The sequence below is a fragment of the Streptomyces sp. NPDC039424 genome (genome assembly GCF_055639495.1).
Map to the genome: position 1 here is coordinate 77,142 of NZ_JBVKAI010000007.1, position 18,105 is coordinate 95,246.

General features: G+C 70.7%; 19 protein-coding genes. 10 read left to right on the top strand and 9 right to left on the bottom strand.

The window, feature by feature from the left end:
• Positions 1–96 precede the first annotated feature (96 nt).
• Together ACZ7L0_RS19285 and ACZ7L0_RS19290 are read left to right on the top strand one after the other, a co-directional pair.
• Positions 97–690: a DoxX family protein gene (locus tag ACZ7L0_RS19285; RefSeq protein ID WP_471243678.1), complete on the top strand. Its 594-nt coding sequence runs from the start codon at positions 97–99 to the stop codon at positions 688–690.
• 59 nt (positions 691–749) lie between these two features.
• On the top strand, positions 750–2,012 hold the full coding sequence (locus tag ACZ7L0_RS19290; RefSeq protein WP_471243679.1) for an FAD-dependent oxidoreductase: 1,263 nt from the start codon (positions 750–752) through the stop codon (positions 2,010–2,012).
• Here ACZ7L0_RS19290 and ACZ7L0_RS19295 read toward each other — a convergent pair.
• Positions 1,993–3,123 (bottom strand): M20 family metallopeptidase, encoded by a 1,131-nt coding sequence (locus tag ACZ7L0_RS19295; protein WP_471243680.1) that lies wholly within the window; start codon positions 3,121–3,123, stop codon positions 1,993–1,995. The two genes, ACZ7L0_RS19290 and ACZ7L0_RS19295, sit on opposite strands and share 20 nt — an antisense overlap.
• Before the next feature lie 517 nt (positions 3,124–3,640).
• Between ACZ7L0_RS19295 and ACZ7L0_RS19300 the strand changes: the two genes are divergently transcribed.
• The 5 genes from ACZ7L0_RS19300 (at position 3,641) to ACZ7L0_RS19320 (ending at position 7,160) form a co-directional block, all read left to right on the top strand.
• On the top strand, positions 3,641–4,564 hold the full coding sequence (locus tag ACZ7L0_RS19300; protein WP_471243681.1) for a hypothetical protein: 924 nt from the start codon (positions 3,641–3,643) through the stop codon (positions 4,562–4,564).
• Between the two features lie 103 nt (positions 4,565–4,667).
• The gene (locus tag ACZ7L0_RS19305) at positions 4,668–5,228 is read left to right on the top strand and encodes an HdeD family acid-resistance protein (RefSeq protein ID WP_471243682.1); all 561 of its coding nucleotides are present in this window, start codon (positions 4,668–4,670) and stop codon (positions 5,226–5,228) included.
• A 120-nt stretch (positions 5,229–5,348) separates the two neighbouring features.
• Positions 5,349–5,789: a phage holin family protein gene (locus tag ACZ7L0_RS19310; protein ID WP_471243683.1), complete on the top strand. Its 441-nt coding sequence runs from the start codon at positions 5,349–5,351 to the stop codon at positions 5,787–5,789.
• Positions 5,786–6,214, top strand: coding sequence for a DUF3618 domain-containing protein (locus ACZ7L0_RS19315; RefSeq protein WP_471243684.1), 429 nt, complete (start codon positions 5,786–5,788; stop codon positions 6,212–6,214). The genes ACZ7L0_RS19310 and ACZ7L0_RS19315 overlap by 4 nt, the downstream gene beginning before the upstream one ends.
• Positions 6,215–6,416: 202 nt before the next feature.
• Entirely contained in the window at positions 6,417–7,160 is a 744-nt protein-coding gene (locus ACZ7L0_RS19320; RefSeq protein ID WP_471243685.1) for a dienelactone hydrolase family protein, read from the top strand.
• 81 nt (positions 7,161–7,241) lie between these two features.
• Here the strand turns inward: ACZ7L0_RS19320 and ACZ7L0_RS19325 are convergent, their stop codons facing one another.
• From ACZ7L0_RS19325 to ACZ7L0_RS19355, 7 genes are all read right to left on the bottom strand, one after another.
• Positions 7,242–7,808 (bottom strand): hypothetical protein, encoded by a 567-nt coding sequence (locus tag ACZ7L0_RS19325; RefSeq protein WP_471243686.1) that lies wholly within the window; start codon positions 7,806–7,808, stop codon positions 7,242–7,244.
• Positions 7,809–7,819: 11 nt separating this feature from the next.
• Positions 7,820–8,203 (bottom strand): hypothetical protein, encoded by a 384-nt coding sequence (locus ACZ7L0_RS19330; protein ID WP_471243687.1) that lies wholly within the window; start codon positions 8,201–8,203, stop codon positions 7,820–7,822.
• A 99-nt stretch (positions 8,204–8,302) separates the two neighbouring features.
• Entirely contained in the window at positions 8,303–8,698 is a 396-nt protein-coding gene (locus ACZ7L0_RS19335; RefSeq protein ID WP_471243688.1) for a hypothetical protein, read from the bottom strand.
• 167 nt (positions 8,699–8,865) lie between these two features.
• Complete coding sequence (locus ACZ7L0_RS19340) at positions 8,866–9,540, bottom strand: cyclase family protein (RefSeq protein ID WP_471243689.1); 675 nt, start codon at positions 9,538–9,540, stop codon at positions 8,866–8,868.
• A complete protein-coding gene (locus ACZ7L0_RS19345; protein ID WP_471243690.1) occupies positions 9,537–11,114 on the bottom strand; it encodes a purine-cytosine permease family protein in 1,578 nt (525 codons plus the stop codon). Before ACZ7L0_RS19345 ends, ACZ7L0_RS19340 begins: the two co-directional genes overlap by 4 nt.
• Before the next feature lie 562 nt (positions 11,115–11,676).
• A complete protein-coding gene (locus ACZ7L0_RS19350; RefSeq protein WP_471243691.1) occupies positions 11,677–13,038 on the bottom strand; it encodes a 6-phospho-beta-glucosidase in 1,362 nt (453 codons plus the stop codon).
• A complete protein-coding gene (locus tag ACZ7L0_RS19355; protein WP_471243692.1) occupies positions 13,035–13,826 on the bottom strand; it encodes a DeoR/GlpR family DNA-binding transcription regulator in 792 nt (263 codons plus the stop codon). Before ACZ7L0_RS19355 ends, ACZ7L0_RS19350 begins: the two co-directional genes overlap by 4 nt.
• Positions 13,827–14,135: 309 nt before the next feature.
• Between ACZ7L0_RS19355 and ACZ7L0_RS19360 the strand changes: the two genes are divergently transcribed.
• From ACZ7L0_RS19360 to ACZ7L0_RS19370, 3 genes are read left to right on the top strand one after another with little or no spacing between them, the layout of a single operon-like run.
• Positions 14,136–15,413 carry an extracellular solute-binding protein gene (locus ACZ7L0_RS19360; RefSeq protein WP_471243693.1) on the top strand — a complete coding sequence of 426 codons (1,278 nt, stop codon included), beginning with the start codon at positions 14,136–14,138 and terminating at the stop codon, positions 15,411–15,413.
• A gap of 1 nt (position 15,414) precedes the next feature.
• On the top strand, positions 15,415–16,473 hold the full coding sequence (locus ACZ7L0_RS19365) for a carbohydrate ABC transporter permease (protein WP_471243694.1): 1,059 nt from the start codon (positions 15,415–15,417) through the stop codon (positions 16,471–16,473).
• Entirely contained in the window at positions 16,470–17,303 is an 834-nt protein-coding gene (locus tag ACZ7L0_RS19370) for a carbohydrate ABC transporter permease (RefSeq protein WP_471243695.1), read from the top strand. The genes ACZ7L0_RS19365 and ACZ7L0_RS19370 overlap by 4 nt, the downstream gene beginning before the upstream one ends.
• Here ACZ7L0_RS19370 and ACZ7L0_RS19375 read toward each other — a convergent pair.
• A complete protein-coding gene (locus ACZ7L0_RS19375; protein WP_471243696.1) occupies positions 17,269–18,030 on the bottom strand; it encodes an acyl-CoA dehydrogenase family protein in 762 nt (253 codons plus the stop codon). The genes ACZ7L0_RS19370 and ACZ7L0_RS19375 overlap by 35 nt on opposite strands.
• Positions 18,031–18,105 lie beyond the last annotated feature (75 nt).

Genomic DNA, 18,105 nt, shown 5'->3' on the forward strand with positions numbered 1-18,105 from the left:
CTGCGGTGCCGCGCAGGGCTCACCGCCGACCGGTGCCTCGGCGTCTGGCCGAGCTGGGGGTAACGCCCGTTCCGGCGTTCTTATCGGAGTATCGACATGCATGCCAAGCGCATCCTGCAGCGCCCTTCCCGTCCTGCCGCCGGTCCCGCTTCCGGTCCCGCTTCCAGTGCTGCGGAATCGGGAGCGCCCGCCATCACGGCGCCCACGTCGTCGGCCGCCGACTGGGGCCTGCTGCTCATCAGGCTGACCTTCGGGCTGCTGATGGCCGGGCACGGCGCCCAAAAGCTGTTCGGGATCTTCGGGGGCGACGGACTGGCGGCGACCGGTCGGGCGTTCGCCGGTCTCGGTTACCGGCCGGGAAAGCTCTTCGCCGTGATCGGCGGCCTGTCCGAGTTCCTCGGCGGCCTCGGCCTCGCCCTCGGGCTGCTCACTCCACTCGCGGCCGCCGCCCTGATCGGCGTGATGATCAATGCCATGGCCACGGTCAACGGCGCCCATGGCCTGTGGGAGGCGAACGGCGGCGTGGAGTACAGCGTCTGCATCGCCGTGGTCGCCCTGGCCGTCGCGGCCATCGGCCCGGGCCGGCTCGCCGTCGACCGGTTCTTCCGCTGGGGCTCGGGAGGCTGGGCCGAGGCCGCGCTCGCCCTCGGTCTGGGCGGTGTCGGCTCCGCGATCACGCTGAGTCTCTGAGGAGGAGTATGGTATTCAGCAGTCGATGAATTATTGCTCCCTCGAAGGGTGGGACCGTGATGGAGCGGACCACGTGCTGTGTGGTCGGGGGCGGCCCCGCGGGCATGGTGCTCGCCCTGCTGCTGGCCCGGGCCGGCATCGCCGTGACGGTGCTGGAGAAACACGGCGACTTCCTGCGCGACTTCCGCGGCGACACCGTGCACCCCTCGACGCTGGCGTTGCTGGACGACCTGGGCCTCGCCGAGCGCTTCGCCCGGCTGCCCCAGCGCCGGGTACGCACCGTCCAGCTGCCGGTCGGGGCCGGCCGATCGGCGGTCACGGTCGCGGATCTCGCGGTGCTGCCGGGCCCGTACAACTACGTGGCGATGGTGCCGCAGTGGGACCTGCTCGACCTCCTCGCGGACGAGGCCCGGCGCGAGCCGTCCTTCCGGCTGCTGATGGGCACCGAGGCGACCTCCTTCCTGACCGCAGGAGGCCGGGTGACCGGGGTCCGCTACCGCACCCCCGACGGCCGCGCCGGCGAGCTGCGCGCCCTCCTCACCGTCGCCTGCGACGGACGCGGATCACTGGCGCGCTCCCTGCCGGAGCTGGGACTGCGCAGCTTCGGCTGCCCGATGGACGCCTGGTGGTTCCGGCTACCGCGGCACGAAGGGGACCCGCGCGGACTCGTCGGCGGCGCCGGCGACCGCTTCCTGACCGCGATGATCGACCGCGGGGACTACTGGCAGTGCGCCGCGCTCATCCCCAAGGGCACCGACCCGGAGCGCCGTGCCGCCGGTCTCGACCGCTTCCTGGCCGACTACGCCGCCGCCGTCCCCTGGATCGCGGATCGCACCCGCCGGCTGCGCTCCTGGGACGAGGTCAAGCTACTCGACGTACGCCTGGACCGGCTGCGCCGCTGGCACCGCCCCGGGCTGCTGTGCATCGGCGACGCCGCCCACGCGATGTCCCCGGTCTTCGGCATAGGTATCAATCTCGCGGTGGAGGACGCCGTGGCCGCCGCCCGCTACCTGGTCGAGCCGCTGCGCCGCGGGAGCGTGGGACTGCGCGACGTGCGCGGAGTGCAGCGCCGCCGCCGTCCCACCACCGTCGCGACCCAGGCGCTCCAGCGGGTGGCCCACGCCCGCTTCATCGCCCCCGTCCTGCGGGGGCAGCCACCCCTCGGCAGTGTGGACCGGGCACGGCGCCTGGCGGGCCTGCTCAGCGGGTCACGGCTGATGCGCCGCCTCCCCGCGTACTTCATCGGCTACGGCGCGCTGCGCGAGCGACCACCGGCCGCGGCCGTCCGGCAGCGCGAGGGCGTCAGCGCCGGGCCTCGCTGATCAGCCGGGCCAGCAGCCGGGTGCGGGGAACCATCTGCGCGATGTCGACGTACTCACCATCGCTGTGGGCGCCCTCGCCCACCGCCCCCAGGCCGTCCAGCGTCGGGCACCCGACGGCCGCGGTGTAGTTGCCGTCCGAGGCGCCGCCGACGGCGACTCCGCGCAGGGGCCGCTGGCCCAGTTGCCGTGCCAGCCGTGAGGCGAGGGCCAGCAGCGCGCTGGAGGACTCCGGTTCCATGGGCGGGCGTCGGCTGCCGCCGCGCACCTCCAGCCGGGTTCCGGAAACCCGGGGAGTGAGCTGTCGCAGGAGCGCGTCGATCCGCTGCTGCGCCGTCGCGGTGGGCACCCGTACATCCACCAACAGGCGCGCCAGCGCGGGCACCGTGTTGCGGGTGCTGCCGGCCGAGAGCACGGTGGGGGTGATCGTGGGGGAGCCGAGCGCCGGGTCGCCCTCGGAGACCACCGAGGCGCCGAGTCCGGCAATGGCCAGTACCTGGTGGGCCGCCTCGATGGTGGCGTTGGCGCCCTTGTCCGGTTCCAGGCCCGCGTGCGCCGCTTTGCCGTGCACCACCACCTCGTAGACCGAGGTGCCCTTGCGCGCGGTCTTGAGTGTCCCTTCCAGGTCCGCCGAGGCCTCCAGCACGAAGGCCGCCACACAGCCGGCTGCCGATCGCTCGATCAGCTCCCGCGAGGTCGGGGAGCCGATCTCCTCATCGCCGGTGACGAGTACGCGCACGCCGTCCCGGGACACCAGGCCGGCCAGCGCGTGGAACATCTGCACCAGCCCGGCCTTCATGTCCAGCACCCCGGGCCCCGTGGCCCTGCCGTCGGTCACGGACCAGGGCCGGGCACGGAGCGAGCCGATCGGCCACACGGTGTCGTGGTGTCCCAGGAGCAGTACCCGGGGCGTGCCGAAGGTCCAGCTCAGATGGCTCACACCGTCGATCACGAGCGTCTCGGGCGTCTGGTGCAGCAGCCTCGACCCGAGCGCGGCGACCACTTCCGCACTGCGGGCCACCGCGGCGTGGTCGGCGGTGAACGACTCGCAGGACACCAGTTCCTCGAGGTCGGTGAGCATGGCCGACAACGTCGGCACGGTCTCGCGGTTCATCGGGCTCCCCTTCTTGCCGTTGTCCGCCGGCCCGGCGCGTGCGTCGACGCAGGCCACGACCACGACGGCCGGGACGCCGCATGCCCGTGTCCCGGTATGGCCGCCACCTCGACGTTAGGGAGGGGCGAGGTGTTCCACCAGCGACTGGGTTGCAAGGGCACGATGCGCCTCGGGAACGGGTGAGGCTGACGGGCTGCCGCCGGCCGACGGCATGACCACGGACGTCCTGTGCGAGGGCGGAAGTCCGGTGACACCGGCGTCTACCTCGGACAACGACGTGTCGCCGGAGACCGGTGAGACCTTACACAGTACGAGTGAATCAGCCGACTTTTCCGTTCGGCAACGGCGGCGGATCTTTTACGGTCTCCGCATGATCCGGCGGCCGCAGGGAGGTCCTGTGGGCCCGGGGGCCGGTTGAAGGGCGCACCGGATGGTGGGGTTGGGGAAGTCGCCGGACGTACTCAGGGTCCGCGCGGGGGTCTGGGGCGCGGTCGGTGTGGCCTGTCTCGTGGGAACGGTGCTGGCTGTCAGCGGGTTCCGGGCGGCCGGGAGCCTGGCGGCGCGGACGGTGGCCTCCGGGCCGTCCGTCGGTTGCTGGGTGCTGACGGCCTCCTTGATGTTCCGTGCCTGGAGTACGACCGGACTGGTGCGGACACGGCTGCTGCTCTTGGCGGGCTCCGCGGCCGCCGGGGGTGTGTACCGGGGGCTGGTCAATGTGCTGTCGACTCACCCTCAGGCGTGGGGCCGGGACGTTCGGCCCCTGATCGGTTCGGTGGTGGTGACCGGAGTGACGTTGGCTATCGGCCTGGGGATGGCCGGTCTGGTGGTCGCGGCCGATGCCGGTACCGGTCGGCATGTGCTGCTGCGGCGCGTGTTCGACGGGGTCGTCACGGCCGGGTCCGTGTTCATGACGGGGTGGGTGCTGTTGCGGGGGGCCGGTGACGGCTGGCGGCTCGGGAGGGGGATGGTCGGCGTCCTGTGGGCCGCGGAGCTCGTGTTCCTCTGCTTTCTGTTCGCTCTGCGCAGGCTCGTACGGGGCGACCGGCGGGCCACTTTGTGGGTGGGAGGCGCCGGACTGTCCCTCACACTGATCGGCGACACCGTGCGCATGTGGACGGTCGGCCCGCACGGCCCCGAGGTGATGTCCTTTCAACTGGTCGACGTCTGCGACACCGCGGGACTGCTGGTGGTCGCCGTCGGCCCCTGGGTGCCCGGCGGGGCCAGCCTCCTGGCCGCCGGACGGCCGACGTTGCGACTGGGGATAGAGGGCGCCGCGGCGTTCGTTCCCCTGACCGTCTGCACGGTCATGGCGCTGGGATACGCGTTGGCTCCCCTCTCCCGCGACCCCGTGCCGCTGGTGGTCGGCGGGGTCGTACTGCTCGCCCTCTGGGCACGCCAGACGTTCCTGCGGAGCGAGAACACCGGAAGAGGCGACGACTGAGTTCTCGTATGGCTCCGACCGAGGCGGAAGGCACCTGGAGACGGTAAACGTCGGCGCAGCGGGGTACGCAGCCAGGACCGTTCCGGGCTGAAGGGGTGAGGATGTGCGACGACGGCTGATGTGGATGCTGCTTCTGCGGGGCGCGGCGGCGCTGCTGTTCGGGGTGCTGGCGTTGGCCTGGCCGGCGGTGACGGTGCTGGCGCTGGCCATGCTGTTCGGTGTCTACGCGCTCGCCGACGGCGTGACCCTGCTCGTCGGCACGCTGCACCACGGAGGTGATCACCAGCACCGGATGGCACAGGCGGTCGGCGGTGTCCTGGGCGTGGTGGTCGGTCTGGTCGCGCTGGCCTGGCCCGGCATCACGGCCCTGGCCGTAGTGGCGCTGGTCGGCGCGTGGGCGGTGGTCACCGGTGCCGCGGAGCTGTGGGCGGCGGTGCGGTTCCGCCGTGAACTGCACCATGAGTGGACGCTGTTCCTGGCCGGGGCGGCTTCGCTCCTCCTCGGCCTGCTGCTGTGGGCGCGTCCGGGCGCCGGGGCCATCACCATCGCCCAGGTCACCGGTGGGTATGCGCTGATCACCGGCGTACTGGGCCTGGCCGCCGCCCGGCGGCTGCGCGACACCCCCAGCGGGGTGGGCCGGGCACGGCAGGCACGGCACGCCTGAGCCGCGGCCACCGCAACGAACGATCTTGTGAATGGTGTGTGCAACACCTGGCTGACCAGGTGTACTTCCCGGCTGCCGCGGGGTACCCGGCGCCGGACGACGTGCAGAAGGGTGACCACGATGACCGATACGAGCCGGTACACCGCTGCCGGCAGCGGGACCGAGCGGACCGCGACCGGCGGTGAGCCGGTGGGTGAACTGGTGCAGCGGGCCTCGCAGCAGCTGACGGAGCTGGTGCGCGGGGAAATGCGGCTGGCCCAGGCGGAGATGAAGGAGAAGGGCAAGCGCTACGGCAAGGGCGGCGGCCTCTTCACAGGCGCCGGCCTGACCGGCTTCCTCACCGCACAGGCCCTGGTCGCCACCGCCATAGCCGCGCTCGCGGTACCCCTGCCGGTGTGGGCCGCGGCCCTCATCGTGACGGCCGTCCTCGGGGTGGTCACCGCGGTGCTCGCCGTGACCGGAAAGAAGGAAGTCACCCAGGCCGCCCCGCCGGCCCCCGAGCAGACCATCGACAGCGTGAAGGCCGACGTGGCCGAGATCAAGGAGAGTGCCAAGCGATGACCCAGCCGCCCCATGACGAGCCCACCGCCTCCAGCCCCGAAGAGCTGCGCGAGCAGGTCGAGCAGACCCGCCACGAACTGGGGGAAACCGTGGAGGCGCTGGCCGACCGGACGGATGTCAGGGCCCGCGCCCAGGAGAAGGCCGCCGCGGTGAAGGAGCAGACCGCCGCGAAGGCCGCGGAGCTCACGGGACAGGCCAAGGCGAAAGCGGCCGAGGCCGCCCACCTTCTGCAGGACAGGCTGCCCGACCCGGTCAGGGACAAGGCCGCCGCGGCGGCCGATCAGGTCAAGGCCAAGGCCGGGCAGGCCGACCGCATCTGGCAGGAGAAGGCCCCCGGTCCGGTGCGCGACCACCGCTCCACGCTGATCGCCGCCGGAGCGGCGCTGCTGATCGCCTGCGTGGTGCTGCGCGGCAAACGGAAGTAGGGGGTGCTGATGGCGGCGCAAGTAGCCCTCCGCCAGAGAGTATTCGCGCCGGAGTGAAGCGGGTCGTGGTACGTTCGGCGTCGCCGTTTGGTGCTGCGAATCGAGGAGGTGAGACCGATCAACGCTGTGACAGGTCCGGGCTCCCTCCCTCGCATGGGCTAGGGAGTGCCCGCAGAAGGCATCCCGAAAGGCCAGAAACGCCATGCGCTTCGCCTCCCAGACGTCGTCCGACGGCGTCACCGAACAGCTCTTCACCCTGACCTTCACCTTCGGTGAGATCCCCGGCGTGCTGTGGACGCCGGACGGTGCGGCCGGGTCCCGCCCCCTGATCCTGATGGGACATGGCGGCGGACAGCACAAGAAGGCACCCGGCATCGTGGCCCGTGCCCGCCGCTTCGCGGCCGAGTGCGGTTTCGCGGTGGTGGCCCTCGACGCGCCCAGCCACGGCGACCGGTCGCGAACGGAGGAACACGAGCGGATCATCGCCGAGATGCGGACCCGTGCGCAGACCGGCGGGGACGTGACTGCGCTGGTCGCCCGTATCCACACCGTCCTCGCCGGCCAGGCCGTCCCGGAGTGGCGGGCGGTCCTGGACGCGGTCCAGGAACTGGACCACGTCGGCCCCGGCCCGGTGGGCTACTGGGGAATGTCGTTGGGCTGCGGCCTCGGCGTTCCGTTCATCGCCGCCGAGCCCCGCGTCCGCGCGGCGGTACTGGGTCTCAACGGGGTGGAGACCTCGGGCGAGGCCGCCGCCCAGATCACCGTTCCACTGGAGTTCCTGGTGCAGTGGGACGACCAGTTGGTGCCGAGGGCGGCGAGCCTGGCGCTCTTCGACCGCTTCGCCTCGCCCGAGAAGACACTCCACGCCAACCCGGGCAAGCACGGGGAGATCCCGGCGTTCGAGCTGGACAGCACGGTGCGATTCTTCACCCGGCACCTGAACTGACACCTTCGTCGTCCAGGACGCGCTGATCGGGTTCCGCTTCCGGTCGGCGCGTCCACCGGCCCGGACGGCACCCTGCTCCGTTCACCATCCGAGCATCGGGCCACCCAGCACTCGCTCACCGACCCGACTCGCCAGCCACTCCGCTCGGGGAAGATCGCCGAACTTCGTCATGTGCACAAACACCGTGTGGTCTTCGGCAGGCCGCTCCCAGCCCACGTCATCACTGTTGAACACGGCCTGAACCCCCTCGTACTCCGGGTTCGCCAGGAGTCCGAGTTCCGGGACGTCCGGCCAGGCGCCCCGCCAGTCGATCGTGGCGGGGCCGGTGCCGAGGGCACGAGCGAAGGACCGCTCCACTCCGTCCGCCGGCACATCGACGTCCACGAAGAGAGGTAGCAGCGCCCCGAGTTCTCCGCCACCGGCGGGCAACGTGTCCGCCCGGTACTCAAGACCTCGCTGTTCGGCCTCGTACCGGGCATGCGGCAGCACGCCCACCATCCGCCACACGTCCTCGGCCGTCCGCAGCTCGGCCGCCAGACGGACGGTCGGCTCCGACCACGACATCAACGTCCGCAGCCGCTGAGCCAGCGCGTACACATCCGCCGCAGCGCCGCTTCTGAAGACGGGGTATGCCGTGGAGTTGCCCATGGCCCCATGATCTAATACCCCGCCGGACGGTAGTACCCCAGCACCGCCGCCAGCTGCGCGAACCACTGTCCCAGCAGTTCGCGCGGCTTTGCCGCCACGACGCACTCGTAGACCCTGCCGTCGAGGTGGACGACGGCCATCATGAGGGCCTTGCCCGAGGGGCTCGCCTTGTAGTGGACGCTGCGGATCTCCTGCCAGGGGAACTCGGCGATGACATCGTGATCCTCGAAGGCGACGCCCATCTCGTCGACCACGATCGAGTTGTGCCGGTCGACGACCATGAACTCCGGACCCGTCGGCGGCGGCCCGGCGGGCATCGGCGGCATCGGGGCGTACTGCGGCGGGGGGCCGAAGCCCTGTGGCTGCTGGTGGCCGTACGGCGGCTGATTCGTCACGGGTCCCCCGGTCTTTCGCGCTTCGTCGTCTCCAGGGGAAACCTACCCGCCGTAGGCCGCGCGGGCCCCACCGCACCGGACTCGGCAACGACTTCCGAATCAGGGGGTGCAGACCTTGGTGAGTTCGCGGGCCGCGTCGGTCACCGGGCTGAGGTCCGGGGTGTCGTCGCCGTCCTTGATGGCCGTACGGACATTGTCGACCGCCGAGTCCAGGTCGTCGACCGCCTTGTTGACATCCGGGTTGTCCGTCCTGTCGCCAATCTCCTTCAAATCCTTGTCGATGGCGTCCAAGGAGGAGTCGGCCCGGTCCGGATTGACGGCCGCGTGCGCGGCTTCGAACTGGAGATCGGCGATGTCGTGGCTTATGGCCTCGGCGGTCTGCATGCAGTCCAGGGCCTTGTCGACGGCAGAGCAGCCGCCCGCGACGGCGGCGGTGAGTGCAGCGGTTGCCGCGGTGAGGGCGATCGGGGTACGTCGGTGTCGTCGCCTGGCCATGGCTGTGTTCCCTCCCCTTGTCGAGCCCCCGCGGGAGACCCTGCTGGTACCCGTAGGGACGCGAGGGCAGGCGGCCGGGCTGCCTGTGCCGGCCGGCCGCTTCATCGTCCCCTCGCTCGCTGGCGGTCTGCTCGAGCGCGGCCTGAGAACCGCCCCGCTGCCGCGACTCAGCCCAGGCGTGCCACCGCCCGCACCGGCGCCCCGTCGGCTCCCGGCAGCCGCAGCGGGAACAGGAACACCTCTACGTCGGGCACGTCGACCAGTCGCTCCAGGCCGGTGAGGTTCTCGGCGATCACCCCGCCCGCCCCGCACAGCACCCGGTGGGCGGGCAGGGCGAACTCGGCTTCCCCGGCTCCCGGTTGGGGTGTGGGGTCGATGCTCAGGGCGTCGACGGCGACCGTGCGGACACCGGCCGCGACGACTGCCTCGGCCGCCTCGGGCGTGAGCCACGGATGGGCGAGGTAGGCCTCGGTTCCCCAGTACGCCGACCAGCCGGTGGCGAGCAGGAGCACTCCGCCGGGGAGCTGTGCGAGGCGGTTCAGGGCGGGTGTCAGCAGGCCGGGCGTGATCGCCGCCCGCGCGGGCAGTCCTCGTACGTCGGCCACGACCGCCGGTCCGGCGAAGCGGTCCAGCGGCAGCTCGTCGAGCCGTGGCCAGGCGTCGTCCACGTGGTAGGGGGCGTCGACATGGGTGCCGGACTGCGAACCCAGGTGCAGCCGCAGCACGTTGACCCCGTCCGCCGGTGCCCGCAGGGCGGGGGAGACCTCGACCTCCGGATCACCGGGGTACACCGGCATCCCGGAGGCCACGGGCACCGACAGGTCGACCCAGTCCGCCGTCATCGGACCTCGGCGGCAGGCACCGGCGACGTCTCGCGGTCCCGCGCTCCCGGACCGGTGATCGGCGGCACCGGGACGTCGACGGTGCGGGCCAGCCACGCGCCCTCGGGGCCGTAGGCCGCGCGTGGCTCGGGGAAGATCCGCAGCAGCGCCAGATACAGCACCGCGGCCACGGCCATCGACAGCGGCAGGCTGATGTCGACACCGCCCGCGAGGTCGCCCAGCGGGCCCACGAACTGGCCGGGGATGTCGGTGAACAGCACGCCGATGAGGGCGGAGACCCACCAGGCGGTCATACCGCGCCAGTTCCAGCCGTGGGCGAACCAGTAACGGCCGCCGCGCTGACGGCGGTTGAAGACCTGGAGGGCGTCCGGGTCGTACCAGCCGCGCCGGGTGCGGAAGCCGAGCATCATCACGACCATCCAGGGAGTGGTGCAGGTGATGATCACGGTGGCGAAGGTCGAGATCGACTGGACCAGGTCCAGACCGAACCGGCCGACGAAGATGAACGCGATGGACAACACGCCGACCAGCAGCGTCGCCTGCACCCGGCTCAGGCGCGGGAACACCGAGGAGAAGTCGAGCCCGGTGCCGTACAGCGAGGTCGTGCCCGTGGACATGCCGCCGATCAGTGCCAGCAGACACACCGGCAGAAAGAACCAGCCCGGTGAGATGGCGAGCAGCCCGCCCACGAAGTCGGGCGCGGCGGGGTCGACGTACCTGGGGGCCTTCGTGGCGATGATGCTCGCGGTGGCAAGGCCGAAGAGGAACGGCAGCAGCGTGGCGATCTGCGACAGGAACGCGGCACCGATCACCTTGCGGCGCGGGGTGCTCGCCGGGATGTAGCGCGACCAGTCGCCGAGGAACGCCCCGAACGACACCGGGTTCGACAGCACGATCAGCGCCGCGCCGATGAACGACGGCCAGAACAGCGACCGGGTCGCCGCGTCCGCCGAGGCGGTGAAGACACCGGCGTACGACGGGTCGAAGTCGCCGGCGAAGGCGATCGCGCCCAGCAGGAACAGCACGGTCGCCGAGGTCACCGCGATCTTGTTGACGAAGAGCATGAACCGGAAGCCGTACACGCACACCGCGAGGACCAGACCGGCGAACAGCGCGTACGCGACGACGTACGACAGGGTGCTGCGCTCCAGACCGAAGAGCCGGTGCGCGCCGCCGACCAGGGCGTCACCGGAGCTCCACACCGAGATGGAGAAGAACGCGACGGCCGTCAGCAGGGAGAGGAAGGAGCCGACCACGCGGCCGTGCACGCCGAGGTGGGCGGAGGAGGCCACGGCGTTGTTGGTGCCGTTGACCGGGCCGAACACGGCCATCGGGCACAGGATGAGGGCGCCGGCGACGACGCCGAGGAGCGTGGCGGCCAGGCCCTGCCAGAAGGAGAGGCCGAACAGGATGGGGAAGGCGCCGAGGACACAGGTGGAGAAGGTGTTGGCGCCGCCGAAGGCGACGCGGAACAGGTCGAGCGGGGTCGCGGTGCGATCGGCGTCGGGGATGCGCTCGACGCCGTGGGTCTCGACCTCGGTGAGGGACGGGGGCTGCTCGGGCTGCGGGGACAAGGGGGCTCCAGCGGCAGGTCTACGAGGGAGCGCGGGGTGGCGCAGCGGGGCGAACGGCCTCCCGGTGCCGCGGGGTGGGCGGCCGGGCGGATGACGTCCTCGGTGGGTGCGCCGACGCTACGGCTCCCGCGAGGGTCCGCACCAGAGGACGGATCGTCCATCTTTCCGGGTGCCGGTGGACGGTTCCTCCATTCCTCCACTATCAGCTAAAGGAGGAGACCTCGTCATGACCCGCGCCGACCTCCCACTGCACCGCAGGACCATCACCCTCACCGCCTACGCGGAAGAGGGGGGCCGGGGGGATCTCGGTGGAGGGGGGAGCTGTGCGACGAGCGGCCGTGGGCCGGGCCGCCCGCCGCCGTCGTGCACCGGATGGCGCTCGCGGTGCGCGTCCGCCTCGCGGACATGGTCGTCGTGGCCGCCGACGCGGACATGCGGACCTTGCTCGACGCGGGCTGGCACCCGGGAACCGGCCCGCGGTCCTCTCCGGCGGATCATGCCGCAGACGCGGCGCTGATTCGGCGCCGCGACTTTCCCTCCGGCCTGATCCGCCGGACACGGCCTAGCGGCCCAGGTAGGCGAGTTCGGGGAAGTGGCGCTGGTAGGCGTCCAGCAGGCGCTTCGCGACGGCGTAGGAGTCAATCAGCGGGTGGATGGTCAGTGCCTTGACCGCGTGGGTGCGGTCGGCGGTGGTGGCGGCGTGGATCACCGCGCGTTCGACCGCCTTGACGGCACACACCAGGCCCTTGCCGTGGTCGGGCAACGGGGCGCCGGTGATGGGGCGCGCGCCGTTGGCGTCCACATGGCAGGGAACCTCGATCACGGCGTCGTCGTCCAGGGCGGGGATCCGGCCGCGGCCCCGGACGTTGAGGACCAGGGTGGTGCGCTCGTCCAGGGCGATGGCCCGCATGAGAGCGAGGGCCACCTGCTCGTATCCGCCGGATTCCAGGTCGCAGAAGTCCCGTTCGCCCATACCGACGGCTTCGCGGTTCTCGGCCATGTAGGTGATCTCGCGCTCCAGGCGGGTGGCGTCCCAGGCGTCCCAGGCGGCACGGGGCGCGGGCGGGTCGCCTCCGGCGGCGCCCATGGAGTCGTAGAAGCGCTGCTGCTGGGAGTGGAGGAAGGCGCCGCGGGTCTGTTCGCCGGCCCGCGCGGAGCCGAGCGACTCGCGGTGGAAGTAGTAGTAGTGCAGGTATTCGTTGGGCAGCGCGCCGAGCGTGCGCAGCAGGTCGGCGCCGAAGAGCTTGCCCTCCTCGAAGGAGGTCAGCGCGGCCTCGTTCGCGAGCAGGGACGGCAGCAGGTCATGGCCGTCGGCGTACAGGCCGCACAGCCAGCCCAGGTGGTTGAGGCCCACGTAGTCCAGGCGGGTGCGCGCCGGGTCGACGCCGAGTGCCCCGGCCACGCGGCGGCCGAGACCCACCGGAGAGTCGCAGATCCCGATCACACGGTCCCCGAGGAGGGCGGTCATGGCCTCGGTGACCATGCCGGCGGGGTTGGTGAAGTTGATGACCCAGGCGTCGGGGGCCAGGGCGGCGATGCGACGGGCGATGTCGAGCGCCACCGGGATGGTGCGCAGGCCGTAGGAGATGCCGCCGGCGCCGACGGTCTCCTGGCCGAGCACGCCTTCCTCCAGGGCGATCCGCTCGTCCGCCGCGCGGCCGGCGAGCCCGCCGACGCGAATGGCGGAGAACACGAAGTCGGCCCCGGTGACCGCCTCGTCCAGGTCGGTGGTGACGGTGACCGTGGGCGCGTCGGGGTGTCCGACCGCCTGGTCGGCGAGGACCTTGGCGATGGTGGTCAGCCGGGAGGCGTCCAGGTCGTACAGGGTCACGTCGGTGACGCGTCCTGCGCCGCGGTCGCCCAGCAGGGCCCGGTAGACCAGCGGGACCCGGAAGCCGCCGCCCCCCAGGATCGTGAGTCTCATACTTCGACCACCTCAACTCCCGCCTCGCGCAGGCGATTACCGGTCTTCACGTCCACCGGGGCGTTGGTCACCACGATGTCGATCTCCTCCGGACCGCACACCCGGGCCATTCCGGTGCCGGGAAACTTGCCCGCGTCCGCCAGCAGGACCACCTGGGCGCTGGCGGCGATCATCGCCCGCTTGACGGGCACCTCGACGGCGGTGGTGTCCAGGACCTGCCCGTCGGGGCGGACCCCGCTGGTGCCCAGGAACAGCCGGTCGGCGTGGACCTGCCGCAGGTTGTCCTCGGTGAGGAAGCCGACCAGCGAGCGGTAGTCGCGCCGGACCACGCCGCCCAGCAGGATCAGCTGGACGTCCTTGTCGTCCTGGAGTTCCTCGTAGACGGCCAGATTGCTGGTGATCACGGTGAGGGACCGGCCGTGCAGGTGGCGGGCCACCCGGTGGGCCGTGGTGCCGATGTCGAGCAGCACCGTCTCGCCGTCCCTGACGAGGTCCGCGCACCAGGCCGCCAGGGCGTCCTTCGCCTCGACGCGGAGGGTGGCCACGTCGGCGAACGGGTCGTCCTCACCCACGACGGGGGCGGCACCGCCGTAGACCCGCTTGAGCAGCCCCTCGTCCTCCAGTTGTGCGAGGTCCCGCCGGATCGTGGCCTGACTCGCCCCGACCTTCTCGGCCAGCGCGACCACCGTGGTGGGCCCGTCCGCACGCAGGGCGCGCAGGATCAGCTGATGTCTTCGGTCAGGGAGCATGCCGCTGACCATACTCGCGAACTCGCCAAACTCAAGCAAAGTCGCGCATGAATGTCTCGATATCTGCTTGACCCTTGTCAAACCCGCGCACCGGGTGCACTCTCTTGCGTAATTCGGAACCAGGTCCGGACCCCACTCCGGTCGGCCGAAGCGGGTGAACGGCGCATTCCGCCGTCACGGACGCGTCGGCACCCTCTGAGAGGACCAGGTCACACACCCCGGGTGGCTGAAGAGTTCCCACCCACGCCGATGCTCTTCAGCCACCCGGCCCCCGCCACTCCCCCCCGCGGCTCACACCTCACAGGTCCTGTCGGACATGCCGGACACGCCGAAAACTAGGAGAAGATCGTGGACCTTTCCCGCAGACGATTCCTTCAGGCCGCCGTACTGACGGCCGCGACGGCCGGCGCCACCGCGGCGTGCGGCGGCGGCTCCGGATCGGGCGGCAGCAAGGACAGCAAGAACCTGACCCTCTGGTACTGGTCCGGCGGCCTGAGCGACAAGGTCGTCGCGGACGCCAAGAAGCACTTCTCCGGCATCACCCTCAAGACCTCCGTGGTCGGCGGCGACTTCAAGACCAAGCTGCTCACCGGACTGCGGGCCGCCCAGTCCGCCCCGGACATCACCGGCGTCAAGGGTGAGGACATCGCCTCCTTCCTGCCCAACGCGAACCGCTTCATCGACCTGAACACCCTCGGCGCGGACAAGCTGGCCCCGCAGTACCTGTCGTGGAAGCTGAAGCAGGCCACGACGCAGGACGGCAAGCTCATCGGCTTCCCGATCGACATCGGCCCGTGCGCCACGTACTACCGCGAGGACCTCTTCAGGAAGGCGGGGCTGCCCACCGACCCGGCCAAGGTCTCCTCCGAGCTGTCCACCTGGGAGGACTACTTCAAGGCCGGCGTCGAGCTGCACAAGGCCGTCCCCAAGACGTATCTGATCAACAACATCGGCTCGGTGTTCTCGATGATCATCGGCCAGGGCACCCACCGCTTCATCGACGAGGACAACAAGTTCATCGGCGACCAGGACCACATCCGCACCGCCTGGACCACCGCCGTGAAGCCCTACACCCTGGGCATCGACGCCAAGATCAACGACAACACCTGGAACGCGGCCATCAGCGGCGGCGCCCTGGGGACCGAGATCGGCGCCGCCTGGCACGCGCTGGACATCAGCAACGCCGCCCCGGGCACCAAGGGCAAGTGGCGGGTGGCGAGCCTGCCGGGCGGGCCGTCCAACCTCGGCGGGTCCTTCCTGGCCATCCCCGCGACCAGCGGCAACCCCGAAGAGGCCTTCAAGATAATCAGCTGGATCCTCGACCCGGAGAACCAGGCCCGTGGCTTCACCGACGCGGCCCTGTTCCCGACCGCCCCGGCCGCGTACAAGCTGCCGGCGCTCACCGGCGGTGACGCCTTCTTCGGCGGTCAGAAGACCATCGAGATCTTCGGTCCGGCGGCCGAGAAGATCCCCGCCGCCTACGAGGCCCCGGCCGACGCGGCGGTCTCGGCGCCCTACTTCAGCGAGCTGACCAGCATCGAGGCCAAGGGCAAGGACCCCGACCGGGCCTGGAAGGACGCGGTCAGCCAGGCCAAGCAGATCGCCCAGCGGCAGGGAGTGAAGTGACATGTCGTCAAGCCCGGTAGCCGGCCCGGCACCCACCGGACCGACCTCCGGATCCGGCACCGGACCCATCGGCCGGCCGGCTCCGGACCGCCCGCGCGGCGGTCCGGGACGGCACGGCCGCCGGGTCCGCCCGGTGTCGGCCGGGGCCCGGCCCGGGCCGCGACGGCGGGTCGCCAGGCACTGGCCGCAGTACCTGGCCATCTCGCCCTACTACCTGATCTTCTCGGTCTTCATGCTCTTCCCGGTGATCTACACCGTGTATCTGGCGTTCCAGAAGTGGGACGGCATCGGCGACATGCACTTCGTCGGGTTCCAGCAGTTCCGCTTCCTGTGGGACGACCCGGTGTTCTGGCTGTCCGTGCGCAACACCCTCGTCATCTGGGTGCTGTCCACGGTGCCGATGCTCTTCCTCGCGCTGGTGCTCGCGGTGCTGGTGAACTCCACCAAGCGTTTCACGGCGTTCTACCGGGTGGCCCTGTTCATCCCCAGCATCACCTCGCTGGTGGCCATCGCGATCTTCTTCGGCGCGATCTTCAGCAACAACTTCGGCCTGATCAACGCCATCCTCCGCTCGGCGCACTTGTCCGCCGTGCCGTGGATGAGCAACGAGTGGACGATCAAGCTGGTGATCGCGGCCCTGATGACCTGGCAGTGGACCGGCTACAACGCGATCATCTACCTGGCCGGTCTCCAGGCCATCCCCTCGGAGCTCTACGAGGCTGCCAGGATGGACGGGGCCGGCCCGGCGCGGATCTTCTTCTCCATCACGATCCCGCTGCTGCGGCCCATCATCCTGTTCACCGTGGTGATCTCCACTGTCACCGGCCTGCAGAGTTTCACCGAACCGCAGGTGCTGTTCGGCAGCGAGGCGGCCACCAACCCCAACTCCGGCGGGCCGGGCCAGGCGGGCCTGACCACGTTGCTGTACTTCTATCACCAGGCCTTCGACAACAACGACTTCGGCTACGGGGCCGCCATCGTCTGGGCCTTCTTCCTGCTGATCCTGCTCATCGTCGTCATCAACTGGCGCCTGGTGCAGCGTAAGGAGCGACGGCCATGAACGGCTTGAACCGCAAGCGCGTCAGGGGGCTGAGCGTCCATGCCATCCTGATGCTCGGCGTGGTCATCTCGGTGTTCCCGTTCTACTGGATCGTCGTCATGGCGACGAACACCTCGCAGGACATCTACAGCTACCCGCCGAAGCTGTGGTTCGGTGACAACCTGCTGACCAACATCCACCACCTGTTCGGCAGGATGAACTTCTTCGGGTCGCTGTTGAACACGGTGATCGTGGCGGTCTGTACGACCTTGCTGGTGCTGTTCTTCGACTCCCTGGCGGCCTTCGCCTTCGCCAAGTACGACTTCCCGGGCAAGAAGTTCCTGTTCGGTGTGCTGCTGTCGATGTACATCCTGCCGACCCAGCTGGCGATCATCCCGCAGTACGAGATCATGGTGCAGCTGGGCTGGCTGGGCACCCTCAAGGCGCTCATCGTGCCCGCCGCCGCCAACGCCTTCGGCATCTTCTGGATGCGCCAGTACACCACCACCAGCGTCCCCGACGAACTGCTGGACGCCGCCCGCATCGAGGGTGCCGGGTTCTTCCGCCTGTACTGGCACGTGGTGCTGCCGTGTGTCCGGCCGGCCCTGGCGTTCCTCGGCATCTACACCTTCATCGCCGCCTGGAACGACTACATCCTGCCGTTGGTGATGCTGGTCAACCCCGACCGCCTCACCCTCCAGGTGGCACTGGCACAGCTGTACGCGGGCCACTCCACCGACTACAGCATGGTGATGTCCGGGGTGCTGCTGTCGGTCATCCCGCTGGTGCTGGTGTTCACCTTCTTCGCCCGCGGGTTCATCGCCGACGCCACCAAGGGCGCCCTTCGCTGACGGCGGCGGCGACCGGCCGCTCAGGCCCGCGGCTCGCGCGGCAGCCCCAGCACCTTCTCCGCGAGGATGTTCCGCTGCACCTGGGACGTCCCGGCGTAGATCGTCCCGGAGAGAGCGATGAGGAGCGCAGCGGCGCCCGGCCCACCGGCACCTGCCCGTGCAGGCCCATGATGTCCATCGCCAGGTCGGTGACCCTGGTGTGGTGCTCGCTCCAGTAGAGCTTGGCGATCGACGACTGGGGGCCCGGCTCGGCGCCCATGAGCCAGCCGGTGAGGATCCGGTAGCCGAGGTAGCGCATGATCTCGACCTCGGACCAGCACGCGATCCGCTGCCGGACGGCCGGATCCCGGTCCTTTCCGTACAGGCGGGCCAGCTCGACGAGGCGCTCCAGCTCGGCCCGGAACAGGGTTGGTGCCGCCTCCTTCCCGCGCTCCACGCCCAGCAGGCTCTGGGCGACCGCCCAGCAGTTGCCCGCGCCGCCGGCGACGAGTTCGAACGCTCCAGCGCTACGGGGAGGGCCGCCGACGCCACGTTCTTCAACCAGCAGGCGTGCGTGGCCAGCCGCTTCCAGTTGGTCGAGGGCTCCTGTGCCGACGCCGGCCGGTACGCCGCCCTGCTGTGCGAACGCCTGGGCGTCGCCCGCGAGTTCAGCTCGGCGGACGGCCCGCGGGTCGCCCTGGCCCTCCGTGAGGAGATCGACGTCCTGCGGTCCCTGGCACCCGACCACCGGGTGTGGGGCGGGTACGGCGGCCGGGGCCTGGTCATCCGCTCGCCCGAACCGGTGGACTTCCAGGAGTTCCGA

Coding starts and splice junctions, on each gene's coding strand:
- ACZ7L0_RS19285 (WP_471243678.1), top strand. CDS start 97: ATGCATGCCAAGCGCATCCTGCAGCGCCCTTCCCGTCCTGCCGCCGGT.
- ACZ7L0_RS19290 (WP_471243679.1), top strand. CDS start 750: ATGGAGCGGACCACGTGCTGTGTGGTCGGGGGCGGCCCCGCGGGCATG.
- ACZ7L0_RS19295 (WP_471243680.1), bottom strand. CDS start 3,123: ATGAACCGCGAGACCGTGCCGACGTTGTCGGCCATGCTCACCGACCTC.
- ACZ7L0_RS19310 (WP_471243683.1), top strand. CDS start 5,349: ATGACCGATACGAGCCGGTACACCGCTGCCGGCAGCGGGACCGAGCGG.
- ACZ7L0_RS19315 (WP_471243684.1), top strand. CDS start 5,786: ATGACCCAGCCGCCCCATGACGAGCCCACCGCCTCCAGCCCCGAAGAG.
- ACZ7L0_RS19320 (WP_471243685.1), top strand. CDS start 6,417: ATGCGCTTCGCCTCCCAGACGTCGTCCGACGGCGTCACCGAACAGCTC.
- ACZ7L0_RS19325 (WP_471243686.1), bottom strand. CDS start 7,808: ATGGGCAACTCCACGGCATACCCCGTCTTCAGAAGCGGCGCTGCGGCG.
- ACZ7L0_RS19335 (WP_471243688.1), bottom strand. CDS start 8,698: ATGGCCAGGCGACGACACCGACGTACCCCGATCGCCCTCACCGCGGCA.
- ACZ7L0_RS19340 (WP_471243689.1), bottom strand. CDS start 9,540: ATGACGGCGGACTGGGTCGACCTGTCGGTGCCCGTGGCCTCCGGGATG.
- ACZ7L0_RS19350 (WP_471243691.1), bottom strand. CDS start 13,038: ATGAGACTCACGATCCTGGGGGGCGGCGGCTTCCGGGTCCCGCTGGTC.
- ACZ7L0_RS19365 (WP_471243694.1), top strand. CDS start 15,415: ATGTCGTCAAGCCCGGTAGCCGGCCCGGCACCCACCGGACCGACCTCC.
- ACZ7L0_RS19370 (WP_471243695.1), top strand. CDS start 16,470: ATGAACGGCTTGAACCGCAAGCGCGTCAGGGGGCTGAGCGTCCATGCC.